Source organism: Paraburkholderia sp. SSBN10T (assembly GCF_056619545.1).
Genome location: NZ_JBWQQI010000026.1, coordinates 13,346 through 37,402, shown reverse-complemented (window position 1 = coordinate 37,402; position 24,057 = coordinate 13,346). Strand labels below are relative to the sequence as shown.

The window sequence follows — 24,057 nt, the reverse complement described above, 5'->3', positions numbered from 1 at the left end:
CCTCGTATCTTAAACGCGAAACAGCCGATCGACATTTACTGTCGCCGGCCGACAAAAACATACAACACCCGAGACTCCACTCATAAAAGTTGCAATGTATGCGTGACCGCGTTGCTCGTCGGGTGCAGAGTGACCATGAGCGCCCCCGTCAAGCCTTCCGGACGCAATCGAGCGATTCCCGCAGTTAAAATCCCGGATATTTCTCCCAGATCTGTTGTACGAAATGATTATTGAGTGAACTGTCGCTCATGTCCCATTCGCGATATCGATACAGATCCCCTGCAAGCTCCGCAATAACAGGTCGAAGTTCCAACCCATCAAGCCAATGTGACGGAATCGCGGTCACGCCAAGCATCGCTCCGAGCAGGTTACCGGTGATTGAACCGGTTGAATCGCTGTCGCCGTCGTGATTCACAGCCAGGATGATGCCATCGCGAAAGTCTTTCGCTACCAAAGCACAGTAGACAGAAATAGCCAGCGCTTCCTCTGCAACCCAGCCCTCCCCGAGCTCGGCAATCGCAGCGTCGCGTGGCAACGCCGACTTCGCGAGGCGCTCGGCTGCTTCTATAGCATGAAGTGTTTCATCATGCTGAGCTTTCCCGATCAGAATCTGCTTCGCGATTTCCAACGCCCCTTGCAGATTCTGGCCTTGAACAAGCGCGTGGACCATAGCTGCCAGGCATCCACCTGTTAACGAGCCTGTGGGATGACCATGCGTTAGCGCCGCAAGCTCAGTGCCGAGGTCGAAAACCTCCATCCCTGACATGTTCTGCGAACCAAACAGTCCTACGGGCGCCACTCTCATTACGCCACCGCATCCTTTGCTGCTGTTTTTCGCGGGCTGTCCCAGCGATTCAGTTTCACGCAACGCGGAAAGGCATGTGTTTCCCGGCGCGCGCCGATGATGGAGTTCAGGCTGTCGGAAGAGCCAACCCATCTCGCCGGTTTCGATCATTATCCTGTTGGTGGGCTTGAATCCCTGTGTGAGCAGCCAGCGAAGATAGGCATGTGATGTGACGCCGGAATACGTCGAGACTCCCTTCAGGCAACCGCGGACCCATGCACGCAATAGACCTTCGGCCGTGAAGAGCGTCATCTGCGTGTCGTCCGTGATTGCGCCGATACGGCCATAGGCGCACACGTATTCGGTAATCCCGTCAGGACCGAAGCGGCGCACGATCTCATCTCTCGACATGAATTCCACTGGCGCACCCAGCGCATCGCCTACCGCGCCGCCAAGAAGGCAGCCTTCGAAACGCTCACGTGCCGGTAAGTCGCGCGCCGGGTATCGTGCCCCCTGCATATGTGCTGTGTGTCCTGTCATGCTTGCCCTCCCCGTTCTCCCGTTGCGCTGCGTGCATGTCGCGGGCGGTCGGACACGAGCATATTCCACACGCGGATAGATACCCAACGACCCTGCATTTGCATTGACAACGACGCTTCACGCCGAAGTCGATTCACCCGAGCCTCTTCGTGACAGGTGTGCTCAGCAACCTCCCTCATCATTTCTCCGTGCGACGGGAGTTTGCCTTCGGTGACTGGAAGGCTAACGTGCACCGGACGATGCGATGCGCGTCGTGGTCACTCGCGGCTAGCTGGTGATGTTTTCGCGTATCGAACTGGAGTCGGTCGGCTCCCAGCACCCGCCACTGCCGTGATACGTTTCTGCGTGTAACCAGAACTTCTCATCGCAATGAAGGCAGCGAAAATGGTACTCGACGATGTCGTCCCATCCGGCGCCCTTCGCGAGTTTGTCAAACGGGACGGAGACCATAGGGCTGTCGGGAATCATCTCTACGAGCGTTTTATCCGCAATGTTCTCCGCTGCGACCTGTATCGCTTTGCGTAGCTCGCGAGGATGTCTGATTGCATACCGAACGCAAAGGTCCTCACATCGAGCACATGCCACAGAAGCCTTCGTCACCGATTTTGGCGGGCAAGGTTGGTTGATACCAGCAAAGGCGCTGAACGGAAGCGGGCCAATCAGCGTTTGTCGTTGCCCGTTTGCTGCTCATGGCAGGTTCTCCGTTTTTCGGTGCTCGATGCTGTTCATTACAATGCAAACAATGGATGCCCATCGTGCGCTTACATGCATCCGCGCGCTGGAAATTCCTTGACGTTCACCGCGTTCATAACGGCCCCAAACGACTCGTCCTGAGTCCTGGTGGCGCGCCTTGGGTAGCAGCGCCCAGGTGGAAAAGCTTTGCGATCTTCCTCAGGTTTCAGGTTGCCCGTCAACGCTCCAGTACTGCCACGGTTCCACCTGGGTCCCGTGATCGTAGTCGCCAAGCGCTGCAAGCTGGCCATTCGGATGAAAGTCTTTCCAGGGGCCATGCTCCACACCATGCTCGTAAGTACCTTCAGAAGCAATCACCCCGTTCTCATGGTACGCGACAAACAAACCATGTCTGATCCACCTGTTTCCATCCTGCGCCAGGTATCTGGCGTAGCGATATCTCAACGCACCGTCCTCATAGCAGATTTCGGCAATCTCCAGATCAGCCATTCGTACTCCCTCCGCGAATTGCCTTCGGGCGATCCACATGCATCAATCGCGGGCTTGAACCACCGTGTGTGACAAGCCAGGCGCGACTGGCTGCCGGTAGCTCATGCTAACGTGCCAACCATCAAGGCATACTGAAATTCGCGCTACTTTCCGGCAACCCGATTTTTGTAAAACGCCTGGTACTTCTTGTCTTCGCCCTGAAAGCAACGCCCTTTCGATATCTGCTTTGCTTCATCAAACCATTTCATGGCGTTTTCATTGTCGCCCATTTCGAAATAGATCGTTGCCGTCACAAAGCGGGGACCATCCTGATAGGGTTTTACGGTTCCGGATGCGAAGAGCTCATTCATCAAGGCGATGGCGTTCTGGAAATGCCCCGTATCGCGGTAAATCTTTGCCAAGGTATGCGTGAAGCTCTTGCTAACGTCCCAGCCAAACTTTGGCTCCGGCAACGTTTTCCAGGCAGCTTCCGCATCCTGGATTGCCCCGGACTTGTCCCCCGATTCGAGTTTGCCTTTCGCCTGGATAAACAGGGTGTCAATTTCATTACGAACGGTTGTATTGAGATCTTCCACTTCTGATTCCCTCCACTCTAGAGGCGGCAAATATCTCTCGCCAGGTTGCGCACCGAGAGATCGACCAATTCTGTGCAGGCATCGACGATCGGCAAGCCCGTCCATGCAAGCGAGTTCAAGGCGTACGCTCGCTGATCCGACGCGAGCACGCTGGTTTTGCTAATTGAAGTCACGATATGTGATCAGGCTGATTTCATGTTGATGCCTATGCCAAACGATCGAACACGCCCATCGCTCGTGCCTCCGATAAATCTGGCAAGAACACTTCAAACGCAAACAGGATCGCCACCATCGAGCGCAAAGCACTCCGACGCACTGACTGTTCCGGGCTCGTAAGCTCCATCAGCGCCCCAGCGTAGCCATGCGGCAACGCACGTCGGATAGCGCGCAGCGAATAGACATACTGAAGTAAAGCATGATTCAGGACATTAACGGGTTTCGCCTCGACGACGCTTGCACACCTGCGAAGCGACATGAAACATGCCGCTTTAAGCGGCCTCTCCGAAAGCGGACTCTAGCAGATTCCGATTGTTCCCATTCCGAGCGCTCAAAAATGTAGTGGTGTTGAGCGAGTGCCTCCACGCGCTTTGGAACCGTGACATTGCTTGGCCTGGCCTTAACGCCGAACACGGCATTTCGGTGTCACAGATCGAACGTGACCTGGAACGAGGCTCGCTTTCGCGAAGCGGCGGTAGCGCGCGATTATCAGGCTGTATCATTTGCATACCGCATTGCCGCCAACGCGGCAGTTCATTCAACCGGCGCCGTAGAGTGCGGCAAAGAGGGCAGACCTTAACGTGCCACCAGAGTCAGGGGAGCTAGCGTATGGGGTGGGGAAAGCTTTACGAGGTGAGTGAGAGCACCAGTCAGTTGCTAGGCGCGTGCCGGTCGAAAGCAGAGTGGTATGAAGCGATAAACACACTGGGTATCGAGAACGCACCACAACTCGACGCCGAGGACTCGATACGCTTTTGGGCATCGAAGCTTCACAGCATCGACCACCCTGCAGCAAAGTTCTTCGTCGGCGATCTTCATGCGGAGTACGATGAATTCGATGATCCGAACGTTTGCTTCGTCGGTAGCGAGTCGGCGAAGGCGTTTCTCTCGCAGCTCGAGAAACTCGGCAAACAGTTCTTCGTCGACCTTTTTCCGCATGATGGGCCGTATGGTGCTGGGGACTCCTGGCTGTACGATCCGCTGTGCGCCTTTTTGCGCGAGACCTGTTCGCGGGGCAACGCGGTCATGATTATTTGGGAAAACTAGATACCCGCTACCCGTAAAATCCGGCGGGGCCGTTCGCCGCCATGAATTCGAGTTCAGGCTGCTGCGAGGACATCTCCACTCCAGGATAGCGAACGACGGACCGGCTGGTACGATCAGATCACCGAGGCACGATTCAGATCATAGAGATCAATACCCTTTTCCTCGAGTCGTGCCTCCAGATGCTCCGGCCCGTAGCTCTGGGCATAGGCACTCTCCGCTTTCGACACCGGTACCGCGAGCAGCCATGCCACCCGCCGGTCTCCGATCAGCGTGGACTTGAGCTGCTCTGCCCAGAGGAAAGGGTGAGCAAAATAGATATCGCTCAATGTCACTGAAGCGTTGTACATCGAAACCACATCCGGAAAGATGATTCCCGGGGCACAAAACCATCCCGAATTGACGACACAAAATGCGGCAGTGGCGAGAACATTGGCAAATCCAGGAAATGCCGAGCCACAGGCGCCAACCAGCTCAACGCGTGCGTCAAATTCTCTCCCCTTAAACATCAACGGATGATCGGACAGCCCGATGGTCGCGTATGCGGTAACCCCATCTTGCGGCCGATTTGCCGCCTCAAGAATATATACGCTGCTCTTTCCGTCCTCATCCCAGAATCGAGAAATCGGCGGTTTTTCCACGCCCATAGCCAAAGCCGTGTGCCCGGCAAGCTCCTTCTACTGGCTGCTAACAACTGGCATCTCATTGACCTCGTTTATGGCTAGAAATCATGACTCGCGTGATAAGGTGACCTACACGAACAGACTCGCTCGCCGGAGAGATCAGCTCGACCGGAGTTCGCGTACCCCTCGCCCCAGTCTCCGGCGAAGCAGCGTTCGCAGCGTTGCGCCGTCTGCGTAGCCCACTTCGGCGGCAATCGAATCGAGATCCATCGAGCTTGTTTCGATAAGATGCCTGGCACGTTCGACCCGCCGATCCTGAAAGTAGGACAACGGAGATTGGCCGAGCACGGCTTCGGCACGCCTTTGCAGCGTCCTCGGACTCGTTGCGAGTTCATCAGCCGCCTCTTGCAGCGAAAACCCCGTGGCCAGATTCGCGCGTGTCCATCGCTCGAATCGTTCGATGAGCGGATCGCTATGCGCGAGGTGATCGGGAATAATGTAGGGCGCCTGAGATACACGCCCGTCGACCAGCATGTATCGCGCCACTAGCGAGGCCAACTCCGGGCTCGCTTGCCGAATCAACCAGAGCACGAGATCCAGATGCCCCATCGCCGCGCCGGCGGTGACGAACGGTCCCGAAGGGACGAGCATGCGGTCCCTGTCGAGGCGAACCTCGGGGTAGCGGCTGCGGAATAGCGGGCTGAGCCACCACGTCGTCGTCGCCTCCTGTCCGTCGAGCACACCCGATTCGGCGAGGAGGAAGGTGCCGATGCAAGCGGCGGCGATTCGGGCGCCTTGTCGTTGCCAATGGCGCAGTTGCACGCCGGCATTCCGTACGGCGGGACGTTCGAGACACGCCACCAGAACCTCGGGCGTTCCAGCACTGATCGCAGGCACCACGATCCAGTCAGGCAGCGCCATGGTGCTCGCCTTTTTCGCGGCGACGCTCATGCCAAGCGCCGTCTTGATCCGGGTTCGCAGACCGACCAGTTCAACGTCGAATGGCGCAGGCTCGCCGGGACGCGCAACCGCAGACAGCCCGTTCGCCATCCTGAGGGCGTCGAGCACCACGGCCATGCCCGTATCGAACACGCCGTCCAGACAAAACACAGAGATGCGCATGGCGTAAATGATGCGAAAAATGTCATTTGCGATGCTACTGCCACGGACGGTTTAAGTCTATGCTGCGCGACAGAATACCTTCAATGCAGGAGCAGGCAATGTCTGAAGCAGCAGCGAGAAAAGATATCAACGGCGCGCATCCGCTCGACCAGGTCGTATGGAACGCGCTTAGCGGCAAACAGCGTCGCTTTGCACTCGGGGATGAGCGTGCGCTTCGGTTTCCGGCCGCCGTCGCGCCCTTTGCAGCCATGGCCGATGTCGGTCCGGCATCGTTCGAAGCCTTGCGTGGGCTGATCGAGGCGCAGGGTCCGGCGGCCCTGGTCACCCCGGGCGAGATCCTGCCCCCGGCTGGGTTCTCTGTGATCAGGCGTGCGACGCTGCTGCAAATGATCTGGCAAGGCACGCTCGACCCAGCAAGCGCATGGGAGCACGTCAGGCTCGCCGAGGGCGATGTGCCGGAGATGATCGCCCTGACCACCGCGACGCAGCCTGGCCCGTTCGGTCCGCGCACCATCGAACTCGGCGATTATCTTGGCGCGCGCAGACAGGGCCGGCTGGCCGCAATGGCGGGCGAGCGCATGAGGCTCGATGGATATACCGAAATCAGTGCGGTCTGCGTGGATGCCGCTTTTCGGGGGCAAGGCCACGCGGGCGGACTGATGAAGCTGCTGATCGCGGCCATCCGCGCGCGCGGCGAGACGCCGTTCCTGCACGTTCTCACATCGAACCACTCTGCCATCGCGCTCTACCGGGCATTGGGCTTTGTCGAACGCCGTGAGCTGCATCTCACGGTGCTCGACGGGGCGAAAGCCTAGCCGGCGCTTGTGCGAAGACACACTCCCGCCGCTACCGGCCTTGCGCGCCTTGAGGTCCACCGCCAGTGCGCGCCAGCGCCGCCGCCGGCGTCACCCCACCCGCACCCGGCACAGTCCGCGCCGCCCACGCCGTCGCCAGCAGTTTGAAGGTCGATACCGAGCCGGCCACCGCAAGCAGGATGGGGATCAGAAAATCGTGACTCACACGTGTGAACTCGAGGATCAGCACCACCGCGGTAAGCGGCATCTGCATCGATGCGGCCAGAAACGCCGCCGCGCCGACAATCGCGAACGCACCCGGGGACGTGCCCGGCCAGATCATGTTCCATATGCCGCCGAGCACGATCGCGAGTAGCGCGCCGTTCGCGAGCCCCGGCGTCAGCAGGCCGCCTTCGGCGCCTGCACGCAGGCTGCCCGTCGTGATTGCAACCTTGAGCACCAGCAGCACCGCCGCCAGTCCGATCGTCAGGTCGCTGTTGAACGAGAGCCCTGCCGGCCCCTTGCCATTGCCGAGCAACTGCGGAAATTCGATCGCCAGCACGCCGATGATGGCGAAGTTCAGCAGCGCCAGAACCGGCAGCCGCCAGTCCTGCGGCGCCTGCGCCCGGGCGCGCGCGGTCAGTTGCGTGAAACCCCACGCCGCCAGCCCGAAAATCGGACCGCACAGCGCCGACCAGACAACGAGCGGCGTGCTCAGCAACAGTTGCGGGACCGAGTACTGATGCTCGTTGCCCAGACCGAGCCACGCCACCACCGCGGCGATCGCCGAAGTCGCCACGGCCGGCACCAGCGCTGCCCAGCCGAAGGTTCCGAGCAGCACTTCGAGCACGAACACCGCGCCGCCCAGCGGCACGTTGTAGACCGCGGCAAGGCCCGCGCCGGCGCCGCATGCCACCATGATCCGGCTCTCGGCGAGCGTCAGCCCGGCGCGATGCGACAGCCAGCCCGCCCAGACCGAACCGATCTCGCGCGGCGCCACCTCGCGGCCGAGCGGCGAGCCCAGCGCGACGGTCACGATCTGCAGCAATGCATGGACGATGGTGCTGAGCACCGGCATCCGCGGGTCGTCCGACTTGACCGCTTTCTTGATGCTGACGAGCGGACGTCCGTAGCGATACAGCGCCCACCAGCCGAGCCCCGCGACGAGCCCGCAGACCATCAGCACCAGTACGCGCCGCTGTGGATCTGCACCGCTTACGCCTTCGAGAAAGCTCTCGCTGCTGATGACATGGTCGACGCTGTAGCCAAACGCAATGTGCTGGATCCAGTGGAGCAGCAACGCCAGCAGCATGCCGCCGAGCCCAGCGCCGATACCGGTCAGAATCGTGACGGCGACGAATACGGCAAGCGGGCTGCGCGCCTGTTCCGGACGAGCCGCCGGCTCGCGTGAGGTGGGTCTGGCGGACGAGGCGAGCGGCATAATGAGTGACGAGGTAGAGACGCAGATGTCGAGATCACGCCATCCTATTGCGCACGGCAGCATGAGGCAAATTGATTTTTATACTCGACTAATGCGGTGACCGCATATATTGACGCCTTGACGTGACTCGCTGCCCGATCCTTACGGCTTGAACCAACTTACATAGTGCACATCCACCCGCCTGTTTTCCCCGACTGCCGATCATGGACGCGGCCTATCTCGTTGACCAGCCAGCGAAAAAGCCAATCGCCTCCCCTGCCGGCAATAAAATTACACCAGGCAAACAATAAAACAACAAGCCGACTTAAACATTACAAAATACCAACATTCAAAGCCTATAACCCGCCCGGATGACACCCGCGCTTAGGGACATGTACTAAGAAAGCGCACTTCAAGCATGCAGATGCTTAACGGTCGGCGTACACTCCGTCGAAGCCCGCACCACGGGGCGCGCGGGTCGAAGAGCGGCCCGCCGTAAGGCACGGGTTGTTCGGAGACTTGGAGAAAAAACACATGAGCTGGACTCGGGAACAGAGAAACGTCACCATCGCCGCCTATCTCGGGTGGACACTCGACGCATTCGATTTCTTTCTAATGGTGTTCGTATTGAAAGATATCGCGGCCGAATTCAATACGAAGATTCCTGCTGTCGCATTCGGGATTACCTTGACGCTGGCCATGCGCCCCGTCGGGGCGCTGATTTTCGGACGTCTGGCCGACAAATTCGGCCGCCGGCCGACACTGATGGTCAACATCGCCTGTTATTCGCTGCTTGAACTGCTGTCCGGCTTCTCGCCCAATCTCACCACCCTGCTCGTGCTGCGCGCGCTGTTCGGCATCGCGATGGGCGGCGAATGGGGCGTCGGTTCCGCCCTGACGATGGAAACCGTGCCCACGCGCGCACGCGGCTTCGTCTCCGGGCTGTTGCAAGCCGGCTATCCGAGCGGCTATCTGCTTGCCTCGGTGGTATTCGGCGTGCTGTACCAGTACATCGGCTGGCGCGGCATGTTCTTCATCGGCGTGATTCCCGCACTGCTCGTGCTGTATGTGCGTGCAAACGTGCCGGAATCCCCGGCATGGAAAGCGATGGAGAAAAAGGTCCGGCCGGGCCTGCTCGCCACGCTCAAGCAGAACTGGGTGCTCTCGGTCTACGCCATCATCCTGATGACCGCGTTCAACTTCTTCTCGCACGGCACCCAGGATCTGTATCCGACCTTCCTGCGCGAGCAGCATCACTTCGACCCGCATACCGTCTCGCTGATCACGATCACGCTAAACATCGGCGCAATTGTCGGCGGCCTGTTCTTCGGTTCGATGTCGGAGAAGATCGGCCGCAAGCGCGCCATATTCATCGCTGCGTTGATTGCGCTGCCGGTGCTGCCGCTGTGGGCGTTCTCGGGTAGCGCACCCCTGCTCGCGCTCGGCGCGTTCCTGATGCAGATCTCGGTGCAAGGCGCATGGGGTGTGATCCCGGTCCACCTGAACGAAATCTCGCCCGACGAAATCCGTGCAACCTTCCCGGGCCTCGTGTACCAGCTCGGCAATCTGCTCGCAGCGGTCAACGCGACGATGCAGGCGTCGTTCGCCGTCGCCAACGGCAACAACTACGCGCTGGCGATGGCCGTGGTCGCGGGCACCGTGGCTGTTGTGATTGCGGTACTGATTTTGTTTAGCCGTGAACGCCGCGGCATAGATATGACACAATCTGCCAAAGAGGTCGCCGAGGTTTAACGTCGGCGGCATCAAGCAGGTACGCAGTAAACGAAACACACTTATAGGCGGCCCCAGGCCGCCACGCCAGGCAGTAACGCGAGGCCGTTCCGATTTCGATCGGAACGGCCTTTTTTATTCGGCGCCCGAAACAATTGACGCACCGCAGCGGTGCCTTTTTAGAGGAGTCCGTCCACACAGAGCCCTTGCCCGATGATCCAGATCCTTCTTATCCTGAAAAAAACGCGCGTTTCAAATGCGCATTTGAATCGCTTGTTTGCGGCCGGGCAACCGGCATTGGGAGACGCAACATGGCAGTTCGTACGACAGGCCGGCATACCGGCGACACGAAGTCCCGCATCCTCGACGCCGCAGAAACGCTATTCATCGAATGCGGCTATGAGGCCATGTCGCTGCGCCAGATCACCTCGCGTGCCGAGGTCAATCTCGCAGCGGTCAACTATCACTTCGGCAGCAAGGAAGCGCTGATTCACGCGATGCTCGCGCGCCGCCTCGACCATCTCAATCTGGAGCGGGTCAAGCTGCTCGAACGCTTCGACGCCATGCTTGGCGCGCGTCTCACGTGCGAACACGTGCTGGGCGCGATGTTCATTCCGGCGTTGCGCCTCTCGCGCGATCCGAAGGTGGGCGGCAAAGCGTTCCTGCGCCTGCTCGGGCGTGCCTACACCGATCCGTCGGCGTTCATTCGCGACTTTCTGAACGGGCACTACGCCTCGGTGGCGGAGCGGTTCTTCGCGGCTTTCCAGCGCGCGCTGCCGCATCTGCCGCGCGACGAACTCGGCTGGCGCCTGCACTTTGCCATCGGCGCGCTCTCAGGCGTGCTGGCCGGCACGGACACCGACAGCCTGATCACCGAGTTCTCACAGGGCAAGTCGATGAACGATCTGCAACTGATCGCGCGGCTCGCGTCGCTGATGGTGGCCGCACTCAAGGCGCCGCTGCCTGACGCAAACCAGTTGGCTGCCTTCGCGGCGGTGCTGGGCGACGCCGCCGACGGCGCTTCGGACAGCCACGACGGTCTGTGCGACCACCTGTCGGCCACACCGGCAGAAGCCGGGGCAGACATCTCGTCGCAGGAGTCAGAGGCGCGCCTCAGTGGCCTGAATAACGGTCTGGGCGGCGCTCTGAAGAGCGACCTGATAGGCGGCCTCAGCGGCGACCCGAGCGCTCCATTACGGCACGTCGTCCACGGCGCGGTCTGAGCCGGACGCGCCTGGGGCGGTCTAGAGGCCGCCGCCCCGGCGCCGCGCCGCCGCGGTGCAGTTGGCACCGCTCGTGCTGTCAAACATATCGATGCGAGCCTTCCGCATCCCGCGGATGCGTCCGCACGCCCTATTGAAGCTGGAAGGAGACGTCATGTCGTGGTTCTTGTTAGTGCTTGTCGTTGCTGCCGCGGCGCTCGTCTATCTTCAGGCCCGCGCCCCATGGTGGCTTGCCTTTATGGTTCTCTGGGTCGCAGCCGCGCATCTGGGCGGCGCCGCGGGGCCGCTCGCCAGCGCCGTACTCGCGGTCGTGTTCGTACTGCCGGCGCTCGTGCTCACGGTGAAGCCGCTGCGGCGCGCGTGGCTCGCCAGACCGGTGCTCGATATTTTTCGCCGGATCCTGCCGGAGATGTCGCCCACCGAGCGCGACGCGATCGAAGCCGGCACGGTCTGGTGGGATGCCGCATTGTTCTCCGGACGCCCGCACTGGGACACCCTGCTCGGTCACGGCCCCGCCACGCTCACGGCCGAAGAACAGTCGTTCCTCGAGGTCGAATGCAAGGAGCTGTGCGACCTCGCCAACGACTGGGAAACCACCGCCGTCTGGCAGGATCTCTCGCCGCAAACCTGGCAGTACATCAAGGAGCGCGGCTTCCTCGGCATGATCATTCCGAAGCAGTACGGCGGCAAACAGTTCTCCGCGTATGCGCATTCGCAGGTCATCATGAAGCTGGCGACGCGCTGCTCGGCGGCCGCGGTCTCGGTGATGGTGCCGAACTCGCTCGGCCCCGCTGAACTGCTGATGCATTACGGTACCGAAGCGCAGAAGAACTACTATCTGCCGCGTCTCGCGAGCGGCGTCGAGATTCCCTGCTTCGCCTTGACGAGCCCGTATGCAGGTTCGGACGCGGCGGCGATTCCCGATCTCGGCATCGTCTGCAAGGGGACCTTCGAAGGGCGCGAGACGCTCGGCTTTCGCGTGACCTGGGACAAGCGCTATATCACGCTCGGACCGATCGCGACCGTGCTCGGCCTCGCCTTTCGCGCGCTCGATCCGGAGCATCTGCTCGGCGCCGCCGACGAACCCGGCATTACCTGTGCGCTGATTCCGACCAATCACCCGGGCGTCAACATCGGCCGCCGCCACTGGCCGCTCAATGCGGTATTCCAGAACGGCCCGAACTCCGGCAAGGACGTGTTCATTCCGCTCGACTGGGTGATCGGCGGACGCGCGCAAGTCGGCAACGGCTGGCGCATGCTGATGGAATGTCTCGCCGCCGGCCGGGCGATCTCGCTGCCGTCGTCGAATGTCGGCATGGCGAAGATCGCGGTGCGCGGCACCGGCGCGTATGCCGCGGTACGGCGCCAGTTCCGTACCGCGGTCGGCAAGTTCGAAGGCGTGCAGGAAGCGCTCGGCCGCATGGGCGGCAACCTGTATGTGATGGACGCGGCGCGGCGCCTGTCCGCGCATGCGGTCGACCTTGGCGAAAAACCCTCGGTGATCTCGGCGATCGCGAAATATCACATTACCGAGCGCGCCCGCAAGGTCATCAACGACGGCATGGATGTGGCCGCCGGCAAGGGCATCTGCATGGGGCCCGCGAACTTCCTCGCGCGCGCCTATCAGCAGGTGCCGATTGCCATTACGGTGGAAGGCGCGAACATTCTGACGCGCTGCCTGATCATCTTCGGCCAGGGCGCGCTTCGTTGCCATCCATACGTGCTGAAGGAAATGGCCGCGACACGCGAAGCCGACCACAACCAGGCGCTGCGCGATTTCGACGCCGCATTCTTCGGACATATCAGCTTCACGCTGTCGAACCTGATGCGCAGTTTCGTCTACGGCATCACCGCCGGCGCATTCATCAGCAAGCCGCAGCGCGCCTATGCGCCGCTGGTTCCTTACTATCGCGCGGCCACCCGCATTGCCACCGTGTTCGCCCTGCTCGCCGACGTCTCGATGTTCGTGCTCGGCGGCGACCTGAAGCGGCGCGAGCGCATTTCCGGCCGCCTGGGCGATGTGCTGTCGCAGCTCTATCTGATTTCGGCCACGCTCAAGCGTTTCGAAGACGAAGGTCGTCAGGAAAGCGATCTGCCGCTCGTGCGCTGGGGTGTCGAGGATGCGCTGCACCAAGCGCAGGAGGCGATCGACGGCGTCCTCGCCAACTATCCGAACCGGCTTGCCGCCAACCTGGTACGGCTGCTGGCGTTCCCGTTCGGCCTGCCGCATCGCCCACCTTCCGACAGCCTCGGCAGCGCGATCGCCGAACTCATGCAAACGCCGGGGGCGGCGCGCGAGCGGCTGGTGTCCGACTCGTATGTGCCGCATCCCGATATCGACCCGCTTGGCTATGGCGAACTGCTGTTCGCGCTCACTCCGCGCATCAATGCCATCGACCAGAAGCTGCGCGAGGCGGTCGGACAAGGGCTGCTCACGCCGATGCCGCAAAGCCTCGCGCAGCTCGCCGAGTGGACCGCGCAGGCGCAGCAGCAAGGCCTGATCGACGCGGACGAACAGCAGGTGCTCGACGACTATGCACGCTACGGCGCCGAGGTGGTGAAGGTGGACGACTTCGCGCCGGACTTCGGCATGCTCGAAGACTTGCAGCGGCGCAAGGAGGCGCTCGAAAAAGCGATGCAGCTTGCCGCCTGAGCATCGCGCCGTGCAAACTGACGCCATCCCGACTGGCCAGCGGAGCAACAGAAGATGAACGACACCTACCTGAACTTCGTCAACTCGCCTTTCGGTGCGCGCCTTGCGCGTTCGATCGGCCTGCCGAAGCCCGAGGTATTGCGGCGCTATCGCGCGGATCAGCCGGAGTTCGACGGGCTCGTCGCCGTCGGCGCAGGACGCGAACCGCATCTGCTCGAGAGCCTCGCCGGCGTGATCGCGCGCACCGGCTTCATCAGCGTCGCGCATGAAAGCGCCGGGTTGTGGGTGCCGCTGGCCGCCCGCCACGGCCTGATGACCGGCCGCTTCGAGCCTGCCGAAGCGGGGCCCCACGGACGGCTCGCCGCGCTGATCTTCGATGCCAGCGGGATCGGCGACAGCACCCAGCTCGATACGCTGTTTGCCTTCTTCCACGAGACGCTGCGCTCGCTCGGCAAATGCGGCCGGATCGTCGTGCTGGGGCGGCCGCCCGAAGCCTGCGCAAGTTCGCGGCAATGGACCGCGCAGCGCGCGCTCGAAGGCCTCACGCGCTCGCTCGGCAAGGAAGCGCGGCGCGGCATCGCGGCGAACCTCGTCTACATTGCGCAAGGCGCCGAGCACGACGCCGAAGCGACGTTGCGCTTTTTTCTGTCGCCGCGCTCGGCCTATGTGTCGGGTCAGGTGGTGCGCATCGCCGCCTCTGTGGACACCGCTACGGGCGTGAACACGGCTGAAGCGGTCGATGCCGTCGCCGGCGGCGCTGCAACTGCCGCCGCACCTGAAACCGCTGCCGCCTTCGACTGGACCCAGCCGCTCGCCGGCAAGCGCGCGCTCGTGACCGGTGCGGCGCGCGGCATCGGCGCGGCGATCGCGAGCGCGCTCGCCGCCGACGGCGCGCATGTGATCGGCATCGATATCCCGTCCGCCAAAGACGCGCTCGACGCGACCCTCCGCCCGCTCGGCGGCACCGCCCTCGCCTTCGATATCGCCGCGGCCGAAACGCCCGCGCAGATCGCCGCCGCGCTCGACGAACTCGGCGTCGACATCGTCGTGCACAACGCCGGCATCACCAAAGACAAGACCATCGCCCGAATGACCGAGGCCGCCTGGCATAGCGTGATCGACATCAATCTGTCGGCCCAGGAACGTCTCGACGACGCGCTGCTCGCAGCCGGCACGCTGCGCGACGGCGGCCGCATCGTCTGCGTGTCGTCGATCAGCGGCATTGCCGGCAACCTTGGCCAGACCAACTACGCGACCTCGAAAGCCGGTGTGATCGGACGGGTGCAGAGCATGGCTGCGCCGCTTGGCGAACGGCGCATCACGATCAATGCGGTCGCACCGGGCTTCATCGAAACCCAGATGACCGCGAAAATCCCGCTGGCGATCCGCGAAGCCGGCCGCCGCATGAACGCGATGAGCCAGGGCGGCCAACCGGCGGACGTCGCCCAGACCATCGCGTGGCTCGCCCATCCCGGTTCCGCGGGCGTCACCGGCCAGGTGGTGCGGGTCTGCGGTCAAAGCCTGATCGGAGCATGAGCATGCGAGAGCCCTCCGGCATCGGTCATGCCTACGGCGCGGCACGTCCGAAAACGGTGGTGCTCGAACAGTTGCCGGCGCCGGCCAAACTGTACGCGCGCGCCTTGTCCGGCGTGCTCAAGCGCGGCCGCCCTGCGCAGTTGCCCGCGTTGCGGCTGGTGCGCCCCGCCGCGCCGCTCGAACCGGCGGCGATCGAACGCTATGCGCGTGTGTGCGGCTTTATCCCCGAGCACGGTGTGCCGCTGACCTTTCCGCATCTGCTCGCCTTTCCGCTGCATCTGCTGATGCTGACCGATCCGGTCTTCCCCTGGCCCGCGCTCGGTCTCGTGCATCTGGCCAATCACGTGCGCCTCAGACGGCCGCTCGCGTACAACGAGATACTGCGCGTCGAAGTCGAGTTTGGCGCCCTGCTGCGGCACGACAAGGGGCAGGCCTTCGTGCTGCACACGCGCCTCTATCGTCGCGGCGAAGCCGTTTGGGACGGCGACAGCGTTTATCTGAAACGCGGCGTGGCGGCCACAGGCGATGCGCTCGCCGCGCTCGAGATCGAACGCGCAGCGCTGCAGCGCGTCGCGCGCTGGCAGCTCCCCGCGCAACTCGGGCGCGATTATGCGCTGGCCTCCGGCGACTACAACCCGATCCACCTGACGATGCTGTCGGCGAGGGCGTTCGGTTTTCCGCGCGCGATCGCGCACGGCATGTGGACGCTCGCGCGCAGCGCGGCCGCACTGCAACCGCCCAAGCCGCTTGCCGAAGCGCTCGTCAGCGCCGAATTCAAGCTGCCCATGCTGCTGCCGGGCGACGCCTCGCTGTGGACCACCCTGCCGGCGACGGCAGCCGCTGCGGTAGCAGCGACCACGACGCGCGAACTGGAAGTGCGCGACGCGGGCGGAGACAAACCGCATTTGCGCGGCCGTTTTCAATGGACCACGCTATGAACGGGCGCCCCGTCATGAGGTATCGTGCGCCTCCCATCACGGAGCAGCGGAGCGCGAACCGCAACGCCGCCACCGCTCAATTTGCCTCACCCTGAAAGGAGTCACGCATGTCCCACCCGCCTGCCGCTGTACGGCGCGTCGCCATCGTCGGCGGCAACCGGATTCCGTTTGCGCGTTCGAATACGGCCTACGCGAGCGCCTCGAATCAGGACATGCTGACCTTCACGCTGCAGGGGTTGATCGACCGCTTCAACCTGCACGGCGAGCGCCTCGGCGAAGTGGCGGCCGGTGCCGTCATCAAGCATTCGCGCGACTTCAACCTGACGCGCGAGTCGCTGCTCTCGACCACGCTCGCCAGGGAGACGCCCGCCTACGACGTGCAGCAGGCCTGCGGCACCGGTCTCGAAGCCGCCATTCTGGTCGCCAACAAGATCGCGCTCGGCCAGATCGAGGCCGGTATCGCCGGCGGCGTCGATACCACTTCGGACGCGCCGATCGCCGTCAACGAGCGGATGCGCCAGATCCTGCTCGAAGCGAATCGCGGCAAGAGCACGGCCCAACGGGTCGGCGCGCTGACCAGGCTGCGGCCCGGCATGTTTTTCAAACCGCTGTTGCCGCGCAACGGCGAGCCGCGCACAGGCCTCTCGATGGGCGAACACTGCGAACTGATGGCCAAGCGCTGGGCGATTTCGCGCGAGGCTCAGGACGTACTGGCCTACGACAGTCATCGCAAGCTCGCCGACGCTTACACCCGTGGCTTCCTCAACGACCTGATGACGCCCTACAAGGGGCTCGCCCGCGACAACAATCTGCGCGCGGACCTGACGCTGGAGAAGCTCGCGGGCCTGAAGCCGGTGTTCGACCGCGACGCCGGCACGCTCACCGCCGGCAACTCGACGCCGCTCACCGACGGCGCCTCGGCCGTGCTGCTCGCGAGCGATGCCTGGGCGGCCGCGCGTGGCCTGCCGGTGCTCGCGTACCTGAGCTGGTCGGAGACCGCCGCAGTCGACTATTTCGACAAGAAGGAAGGCCTGCTGATGGCGCCCGCCTACGCCGTGCCGCGCATGCTGGCGCGCGCCGGATTGAGCCTGCAGGACTTCGATCTCTATGAAATTCACGAGGCGTTTGCCGCCCAGGTGCTGTGTACGCTCACGGCATGGCAGGACGACGAGTATTGCCGCACACAACTGGGTTTGTCCGGACCGCTCGGCGCCATCGATCGTGCGAAACTGAACGTCAACGGCGGTTCGCTTGCGACCGGCCATCCGTTTGCCGCAACCGGCGGGCGGATCGTCGCGGGGCTCGCGAAAATGCTCGCGCAGCTCGACAAACCGGCCGGCACGGCACGCGGCCTGATTTCGATCTGCGCGGCGGGCGGCCAGGGAGTCGCGGCGATTCTCGAACGTTAGCCGTCAGGCCCGTCGCTTTGCTGTCGCACAACGCCAATAGCATCGCCGCACATCAACACACAACAGATACAAACGAAGCGTTGCGCTTCAGGAGACATGCCATGAACCAGCCCACCCAATCGCCGCCGACGCCAGCCGTCGCAACCCAGGCGACGCCGCCCGCGCCGGACACCGACGGTATCTGGTACGCCTCCTATCCCGCGGATGTGCCGCACGAGATCGACGTGCACCAGTACGAGTCGATCGTGCAGTTTTTCGACGAATGCACCACGCAGTTTCGCGAGCGCGTCGCCTATGTGAGCGTCGGCGCCAGCCTCACCTATGGCGAACTGGCGCGCAAGGCCACGGCCTTCGCGGCGTGGCTGCAGGGCATCGGCGTGAAGCCGGGTGAGCGCGTCGCGATCATGCTGCCCAACACCTTTCAGTATCCGGTCGCGCTGTTCGGAATCCTGAAAGCCGGCGCCGTGGTGGTCAACGTGAACCCGCTGTATACGGTGCGCGAACTCGCACACCAGTTGAAGGACAGCGGCGCGCAGACCATCATCGTGTTCGAGAACTTCGCGAAGACGGTCGAGGAAGCGTTGCCGGGCACCCGCGTGCAGAACGTGGTCGTCACCGGCCTCGGCGACCTGCTCGCCGACGGGCTGAACCTGAAGGGACGGCTGCTGAACTTTATGTTGCGGCACGTGAAAAAGATGGTGCCGAAATACAACCTGCCGCAAGCCGTGCGCCTGCTCCAGGCACTTGCCATCGGCTATACGCGGCCGCTCACGCCGGTGCGCCTCACGCATGGCGACATCGCCTTCCTGCAATACACGGGTGGCACCACCGGCGTCGCCAAGGGTGCGATGCTCACGCACCGGAACATCATCGCCAACCTGCTGCAGGCGAAGGTCTGGTCGCAGGGACAGTTGAGCGGCGACATCGAAACCGTGCTCACGCCGCTGCCGCTCTATCACATCTATTCGCTGACCGTGAACGCGCTGATCTTCATGGGACTCGGCGGGCGCAACATCCTGATCGCCAATCCACGCGACATGAAGCGCGTGATGATGATCATCCGTCACGAGAAGTTCACCGGCATCACCGCGGTCAACACGCTCTACAACGCGTTCCTCGAAAACGAGGAGTTCAGGAAGCGCGACTTCTCGAATCTGAAACTCGCGATGGCGGGCGGCATGGCCACCCAAAAGGCCGTCGCCGAACGCTTCAAGGCGGTCACCGGCCGGCCGATCATCGAGGGCTATGGGCTGACCGAATGCTCGCCGATCGTCTCGATGAATCCGGTGGACCTGAAGAACCTGCGCGATTGCGAAGGCTCGATCGGCCTGCCCGCGCCCTCCACCCAGGTGCGCTTCAGGAAGGATGACGGCAGTTGGGCCAACATCGGCGAAGCGGGCGAATTGTGCGTCAAGGGTCCGCAGGTGATGAAGGGCTACTGGAACCGCCCCGACGAAACCGCCAAGGTGTTCGACGAGGACGGCTGGCTCGCGACCGGCGATATCGGCGTGATGGATTCGCGCGGCTTCATACGTCTGATCGATCGCAAGAAAGACATGATTCTCGTCTCGGGCTTCAACGTCTATCCGAACGAGATCGAAGACGTGATCGCCATGCACCCCGATGTGCGCGAAGTGGCGGCCATCGGCATTCCCGATCCCGCGCAGGGCGAGCGCGTCAAGGTGTTCGTCGTCTCGCGCAATCCGGCGCTGACGGCCGAGCAGGTCATCGAATATTGCCGCAAGAACCTGACCGGCTACAAGGTGCCGAAGGTGGTGGAGTTCCGCAGCGAGCTGCCGCAGACCAATGTCGGCAAGATCTTGCGACGGGCGCTGCGCGACGAGGAACTCGCCAGGCAAACGCGTGCCTGAGCGTACGCGCGCCGGGTCTGGCGTGGACGCGCCCCGCCAGGCACGTGAGTTCGCCCGCCATTACCGGCGTAGCAGTTCTAACGGACGTGGATAGCCGGACCCGGCGCGTCGACCAGCGCGGCAGGTCCGATCAGAAATGCAACCGGCGTGCCCTGTTCTGTGCGCCACGCGCGCCGGTGCTCGACCATGCGCGCCGAGGCCGAGTGCAGCGCCAGTTCGCCGAGCACGAAGTAATCGGAAGCGCGCGTGACGCCGATCACGAGCCCCGGCGCCGCGGCAAGTCTCGGCGCCAGCGTCGCGTACCAGAGCGTGCCGATGTCGTCGCCGGTTTCGAAGACCGGTATCGCGCGGCGCGCCGCGAAGCCGGACAACGCGCGGCCTGCCCCAAAACTTGCATCCACCACGGCCAGCGTATAGTGCGTGCAGGCGGCATGCGCGAGCCTCGGCCAGACGCCGCCTGCCGCCGAAAGCCATGCACCGGTCATCACGAAACTGCGTCTGTCCATTGTCCGGCTCCTGCCCGATTCAGTCGAACATCCACTACGCTCAAGCCAGTCATCGCACTGCCGCCTCGCCCCCGCGCTTTAACCCGGCGCATCAGGTATAACCCCGCCAGTGACGCCATGCCGCCGGCCACACGCCCTGTTTGCCAGGCGAAAGAATGCCGGCTGGATCGAGTGCGTCCTTGATCGTCTCCGACAGCCGCAGCAAGGCGCCGTCGTTGAAACTGTACTGCGCGGCCGCAAAGTCCATATAGGCAAGATGCGCACGATATTCGCCATAACCGGCCGCCCGCGCATCGCTCATCAGCGCGCGCACGAGATCGCCGGCCCGATCGGCTTGCGCGGGGTCGTCGCGAATGAAGATCGCCGCAAAAATATGGTGGAGATGACGCACGCCCGCCGTGAAGCCGCCGTAGTAATCGAAACCGTATTCGGCCGCACGGGCCTTCACCATCGTGTACTGGCGCATCGCATCGCGCCCGGTCGCAGGACACAGCGGCGAGAAATCCACGTGAGCGCCCGCGCCGCCGAGCCAGTCGAGCATCCGGAATGCGCTCATCGCCGGAATCCCGGTGAGGTTGCGATCGCCGCCCGCGGAGGGTTGCGCGTCGCCGCTATAGCGGCTCGCCAGCAACCTCGCCTGCGGCACCTGCGAGAACGCGCGCTGCACGATCGCGTAGCGCGCGTCGATCAACTCCGGCGTGCCGTACAACGCAAAATGCAGATTCCAGCGGCCGATCTGCAATTGCTCGAGCATCGCCGCAAGCGCGCGTTCGGGCATCGGCCCCGTGCCTGAGTACCACTGCGCCCGCGGCGCAATGCCGGCGGCGCGACGCAGCCCGCCTTCGATCACCGCATGATTGCGGATCGTTTCGTCGAGCCTCAGCGGCCTCAGGATATCGACAATCGTTTCGAGGTCCTGTTCATGGCGAAACTGGATTTCGCCAAGCAGACAGGCCGGCGGCGCGGGCATCAGCCACACCCCCATCTTGGTGACCACACCGTAGTTGGACTGCATGAACATCGCATCGAACGACGGGCCGTAACCGGGCTGGTAGAGCTGCCATGCAGTACCGATATCGATCGCGCCCATCCCTGTGCGCACGACCTCGCCGTTGGCGAGCATGACTTCCATGCCGCACTGGGTCGCGGCGTGGTCGCCATAGGACGTGTAGCCGAAGCCGCGCTCGAGCGTGTTGCCGATCACGCTACCCCAGCCGGCCGCCGGCGGGTCGACCCAGAGCCGATGGCCGTTGCTGCGCAGATAGGCATACAGGTCGAAGTAAGTGACGCCGGGCTCGACGAGTGCGTATGCCAGGGTTTCGTTGACCTCGATAATGCGATTCATGCGCTGCAGGTCGAGGACCACGGACCCTGTGAGCCGCGGCGCGGCTCCGCCATAGGCGAAGTTGCGGCCGGTCGAGACGGTCCACAGCGGAATGCGGTAGTGATTGGCGATGCGCAGGATCGCGCGAATCTGCTCGACCGAATCCGGCCGCAGCGCGGCGGACGCGGCAAACGCCGCGGCCTGACCGGGCGCGAACGGATCGCGGTACGACGCCAGTTCCGCTGCGGACGACACGACATGCGGCTCACCGACCACAGCGCGCCACTCGGCGAGCGCCCGGTCGAACTGCGCTTCTGCAAGATTCGGCGGCAAGATGCGTGTCAAGGCGCCTCCTTCAGTGACGTCCAGCCGGCGCGGGCCGCCGGCCAATCGCAGCAGGCTGGCCAGGGCCTGTTCACGCTAATAGCGGGCTCGCGCTGGCCCTAGCGGTGCATCGTATTCCCGCCGCCCCAGCCGCCATGCATGCCGCCCGTGCCGTGCCAAGTGCCGCCGCCGTGCCAGCCGCCCGGACGGGCTCCCACGCCGAACCCTGGGTGGCCGAAACGAACCTGGCCCATCGGATGATGGTGATGAAACCGGTCGATGAAAATAAACGATCCACCGACTCCGACCGTCACGACCCCACCCCAATACCATGGATCGTAGTACGGATAGACGGGAGCCGGATACACCGCCACCGCCGTATCGCCGCCTTCCACCATCTGCCAGCTACCGTCCGGCTGCTGGCACGCGAGCCCTGTGATCTGCTGCATCGTGCCGTCGATCTCGGCCTGACCCACGATCGTCTGGCACGGCGGTGCTGCATAGGTTGCGCCGTCCACCGTGGACTGCGCCGCCACCGGCGCTGCGCACGCCAGACACAGAGATAGCGCCGCACAGCCTGCTTCGATATTACGCATGATCTTGCCCTGCCCCGACGCTCCGGTGTAGCAGCCGCACCCGCGGCCGGCGCCGTGAAGACCTCGTCGCTTTGCCTCGCATCCGCCCACGCGACCGCCTGCGCGAAGCGGCAAAAACGTGAACCTGCATTGAGTAAACGAAGCGCGGCGTGGCGCTATTCCGAGGGCGGGATACCAGCGTGGCGGCTCTGCGTTACATCATGTTTCAGCGCGTGCCGGGCGAGGCGCGAAGAAGCGCCAGACAGGCGCCAGGCGGGTAAAAGCCAGATACAAATCAGGCGCAACCGTCACCCCCTCTATTCCCACAACTGCGGTTTGCCGCCCAGCGCGCTGCACACGTCGAGCGCGATCGAACGCAGCTTGCTCTCCGAAATCGGCCCGGATAGCGCATACCCCATGCGATCGCTGACCCAGTAGAAGGTGCGCCGGTTACCGTCGCGAAACAGGCGAAACGCGGTCTCGTCGCGCGGAATGCCCGTTACGTACAGCGTGAGCCGCGCGCCGGACGGGTTCTCGTACATGAACTGCGCCGCCGGCCCCGCTTCGCCCGGCAACAGCCGGCCGCCCACCAGCGAATAACCGTACTCCTGCAGAGACGGCACGGAGAGCGGTCGGTTGAGCCGCTTCGACAACCAATTGATCAGATGTTCTTCTTCGCTCGCCGCGACTTCGACCGGATGGCGCCGCTCGGGCGTATAGACGGCATAGGCGACGTCGGCACTTCTGGCGAAGCTCATCGGGTCGTTGCCGCCGGCGCCCGACAGCCGCGACGCGAGCGGCCCGAGTGCGAGCGCGAGGCCGGCGCCGGCGGCCAGCCAGCAGGCAGCGAGACCGGCACGACGCCACCAGGGCGGCGGCGTGCGCAGCACGATAAAGGACGCCCCGTTGGCCCCGCTCCGCGCAGGCGTGCCGCATAGCGCCTGCAAGGCCGCTTTCTGCGCGCGCCAGGCGGCGACCCGGGCCGCCGCCTGTGGATCGCGCTCGAGATGTTCGAGCACGGCGGCGCGCGTCCCATCCGGCAATTCGTCGTCGATGAACGCCGACAAGGCGCGCAAGTCGGACGGATCGAGCGAGTCACGCATGACGGGATCGTGGTCGTGGTAGCTCATCACGGATTTCTCACTACTTTCAACGGTGCGGGCTGGCGCGTCGGGCCTTCGGTCAGCAGCACGCGCATCTGCTCACGGGCGCGCGACAGGCGCGACATGATCGTGCCGAGCGGCACGCCGAGCGCGATCGATGCCTCCTGATACGTCAACTCCTCGACGCACACGAGCAGCAGCACTTCCCGCTGCTCGAGCGGCAAACAATAGAGTGCGCGCTGCAAGTCGCGCAGCAGCAGTCCGTCGACTTCGCCGTGCGGCGCCTCGAGCGTGTGCCAAGGCGCGCTTTCGTCATCGACGGCGATTTCGCGCCGCACGCGCAACTGATCGATGTAGAGATGACGCAGGATCGTCAGCAGCCACGCGCGCAGATTGCTGTTCGGGCGGAATGCGGCCCAGCGCGCCAGCGCGCGCTCCGCGGTGTCCTGCACCAGATCGTCGGCCCATGCGGCATCGCCCGTCAGCGCGCGCGCATAGCGGCGCAACTGCGGGAGCCACGAAATCACTTCCGCTTCGAAATTCACGCGGCGAACGGCGCGCGCG

General features: G+C 63.4%; 20 protein-coding genes. 9 read left to right on the top strand and 11 right to left on the bottom strand.

Annotated elements, in window-relative coordinates:
• Positions 1-184 precede the first annotated feature (184 nt).
• From AC1ECK_RS30420 to AC1ECK_RS30410, 3 genes are all read right to left on the bottom strand, one after another.
• The gene (locus tag AC1ECK_RS30420; protein ID WP_480325911.1) at positions 185-1,324 is read right to left on the bottom strand and encodes an ADP-ribosylglycohydrolase family protein; all 1,140 of its coding nucleotides are present in this window, start codon (positions 1,322-1,324) and stop codon (positions 185-187) included.
• A gap of 891 nt (positions 1,325-2,215) precedes the next feature.
• Positions 2,216-2,506, bottom strand: a complete 291-nt coding sequence (locus tag AC1ECK_RS30415) for a toxin-antitoxin system YwqK family antitoxin (RefSeq protein WP_480325909.1) — start codon at positions 2,504-2,506, stop codon at positions 2,216-2,218.
• A 143-nt stretch (positions 2,507-2,649) separates the two neighbouring features.
• Positions 2,650-3,081, bottom strand: coding sequence for a tetratricopeptide repeat protein (locus AC1ECK_RS30410; protein ID WP_480325907.1), 432 nt, complete (start codon positions 3,079-3,081; stop codon positions 2,650-2,652).
• A gap of 825 nt (positions 3,082-3,906) precedes the next feature.
• Here AC1ECK_RS30410 and AC1ECK_RS30405 point away from each other — a divergent pair.
• On the top strand, positions 3,907-4,344 hold the full coding sequence (locus AC1ECK_RS30405) for a hypothetical protein (RefSeq protein ID WP_480325905.1): 438 nt from the start codon (positions 3,907-3,909) through the stop codon (positions 4,342-4,344).
• Between the two features lie 113 nt (positions 4,345-4,457).
• Here AC1ECK_RS30405 and AC1ECK_RS30400 read toward each other — a convergent pair whose 3' ends face one another.
• Positions 4,458-4,982: a suppressor of fused domain protein gene (locus AC1ECK_RS30400; RefSeq protein WP_480325904.1), complete on the bottom strand. Its 525-nt coding sequence runs from the start codon at positions 4,980-4,982 to the stop codon at positions 4,458-4,460.
• A 141-nt stretch (positions 4,983-5,123) separates the two neighbouring features.
• Complete coding sequence (locus AC1ECK_RS30395; protein WP_480325902.1) at positions 5,124-6,086, bottom strand: GlxA family transcriptional regulator; 963 nt, start codon at positions 6,084-6,086, stop codon at positions 5,124-5,126.
• 98 nt (positions 6,087-6,184) lie between these two features.
• Here AC1ECK_RS30395 and AC1ECK_RS30390 point away from each other — a divergent pair, with 98 nt between their 5' ends.
• Complete coding sequence (locus tag AC1ECK_RS30390; protein ID WP_480325900.1) at positions 6,185-6,901, top strand: GNAT family N-acetyltransferase; 717 nt, start codon at positions 6,185-6,187, stop codon at positions 6,899-6,901.
• A 31-nt stretch (positions 6,902-6,932) separates the two neighbouring features.
• On the opposite strand, the gene AC1ECK_RS30385 is transcribed toward AC1ECK_RS30390, so the two are convergent.
• Positions 6,933-8,321: a chloride channel protein gene (locus AC1ECK_RS30385; protein WP_480325898.1), complete on the bottom strand. Its 1,389-nt coding sequence runs from the start codon at positions 8,319-8,321 to the stop codon at positions 6,933-6,935.
• A 513-nt stretch (positions 8,322-8,834) separates the two neighbouring features.
• On the opposite strand from AC1ECK_RS30385, the gene AC1ECK_RS30380 reads away from it, so the two are divergent.
• The 7 genes from AC1ECK_RS30380 to AC1ECK_RS30350 all read left to right on the top strand — a co-directional run bounded on the left by AC1ECK_RS30380 (position 8,835) and on the right by AC1ECK_RS30350 (position 19,661).
• Complete coding sequence (locus AC1ECK_RS30380; protein ID WP_480325896.1) at positions 8,835-10,052, top strand: MFS transporter; 1,218 nt, start codon at positions 8,835-8,837, stop codon at positions 10,050-10,052.
• 290 nt (positions 10,053-10,342) lie between these two features.
• Positions 10,343-11,254 carry a TetR/AcrR family transcriptional regulator gene (locus tag AC1ECK_RS30375; RefSeq protein ID WP_480325894.1) on the top strand — a complete coding sequence of 304 codons (912 nt, stop codon included), beginning with the start codon at positions 10,343-10,345 and terminating at the stop codon, positions 11,252-11,254.
• 154 nt (positions 11,255-11,408) lie between these two features.
• Positions 11,409-13,907: an acyl-CoA dehydrogenase gene (locus AC1ECK_RS30370; protein ID WP_480325892.1), complete on the top strand. Its 2,499-nt coding sequence runs from the start codon at positions 11,409-11,411 to the stop codon at positions 13,905-13,907.
• A 54-nt stretch (positions 13,908-13,961) separates the two neighbouring features.
• On the top strand, positions 13,962-15,443 hold the full coding sequence (locus tag AC1ECK_RS30365) for a 3-oxoacyl-ACP reductase (RefSeq protein WP_480325890.1): 1,482 nt from the start codon (positions 13,962-13,964) through the stop codon (positions 15,441-15,443).
• Positions 15,444-15,445: 2 nt separating this feature from the next.
• Positions 15,446-16,381 (top strand): MaoC/PaaZ C-terminal domain-containing protein, encoded by a 936-nt coding sequence (locus tag AC1ECK_RS30360; RefSeq protein WP_480325888.1) that lies wholly within the window; start codon positions 15,446-15,448, stop codon positions 16,379-16,381.
• Positions 16,382-16,488: 107 nt separating this feature from the next.
• Positions 16,489-17,790: an acetyl-CoA C-acetyltransferase gene (locus tag AC1ECK_RS30355; protein ID WP_480325886.1), complete on the top strand. Its 1,302-nt coding sequence runs from the start codon at positions 16,489-16,491 to the stop codon at positions 17,788-17,790.
• 101 nt (positions 17,791-17,891) lie between these two features.
• Entirely contained in the window at positions 17,892-19,661 is a 1,770-nt protein-coding gene (locus AC1ECK_RS30350) for an AMP-binding protein (protein WP_480325884.1), read from the top strand.
• 77 nt (positions 19,662-19,738) lie between these two features.
• Here the strand turns inward: AC1ECK_RS30350 and AC1ECK_RS30345 are convergent, their stop codons facing one another.
• The 5 genes from AC1ECK_RS30345 to AC1ECK_RS30325 all read right to left on the bottom strand — a co-directional run bounded on the left by AC1ECK_RS30345 (position 19,739) and on the right by AC1ECK_RS30325 (position 24,038).
• Positions 19,739-20,167, bottom strand: a complete 429-nt coding sequence (locus AC1ECK_RS30345; RefSeq protein WP_480325882.1) for a hypothetical protein — start codon at positions 20,165-20,167, stop codon at positions 19,739-19,741.
• Between the two features lie 91 nt (positions 20,168-20,258).
• Positions 20,259-21,836, bottom strand: a complete 1,578-nt coding sequence (locus tag AC1ECK_RS30340; RefSeq protein ID WP_480325880.1) for an FAD-binding oxidoreductase — start codon at positions 21,834-21,836, stop codon at positions 20,259-20,261.
• A 98-nt stretch (positions 21,837-21,934) separates the two neighbouring features.
• Entirely contained in the window at positions 21,935-22,411 is a 477-nt protein-coding gene (locus AC1ECK_RS30335) for a hypothetical protein (RefSeq protein ID WP_480325879.1), read from the bottom strand.
• A gap of 296 nt (positions 22,412-22,707) precedes the next feature.
• Positions 22,708-23,520, bottom strand: coding sequence for an anti-sigma factor family protein (locus tag AC1ECK_RS30330; protein WP_480325877.1), 813 nt, complete (start codon positions 23,518-23,520; stop codon positions 22,708-22,710).
• Positions 23,520-24,038, bottom strand: coding sequence for a sigma-70 family RNA polymerase sigma factor (locus AC1ECK_RS30325; RefSeq protein WP_480325875.1), 519 nt, complete (start codon positions 24,036-24,038; stop codon positions 23,520-23,522). The genes AC1ECK_RS30330 and AC1ECK_RS30325 overlap by 1 nt, the downstream gene beginning before the upstream one ends.
• Positions 24,039-24,057 lie beyond the last annotated feature (19 nt).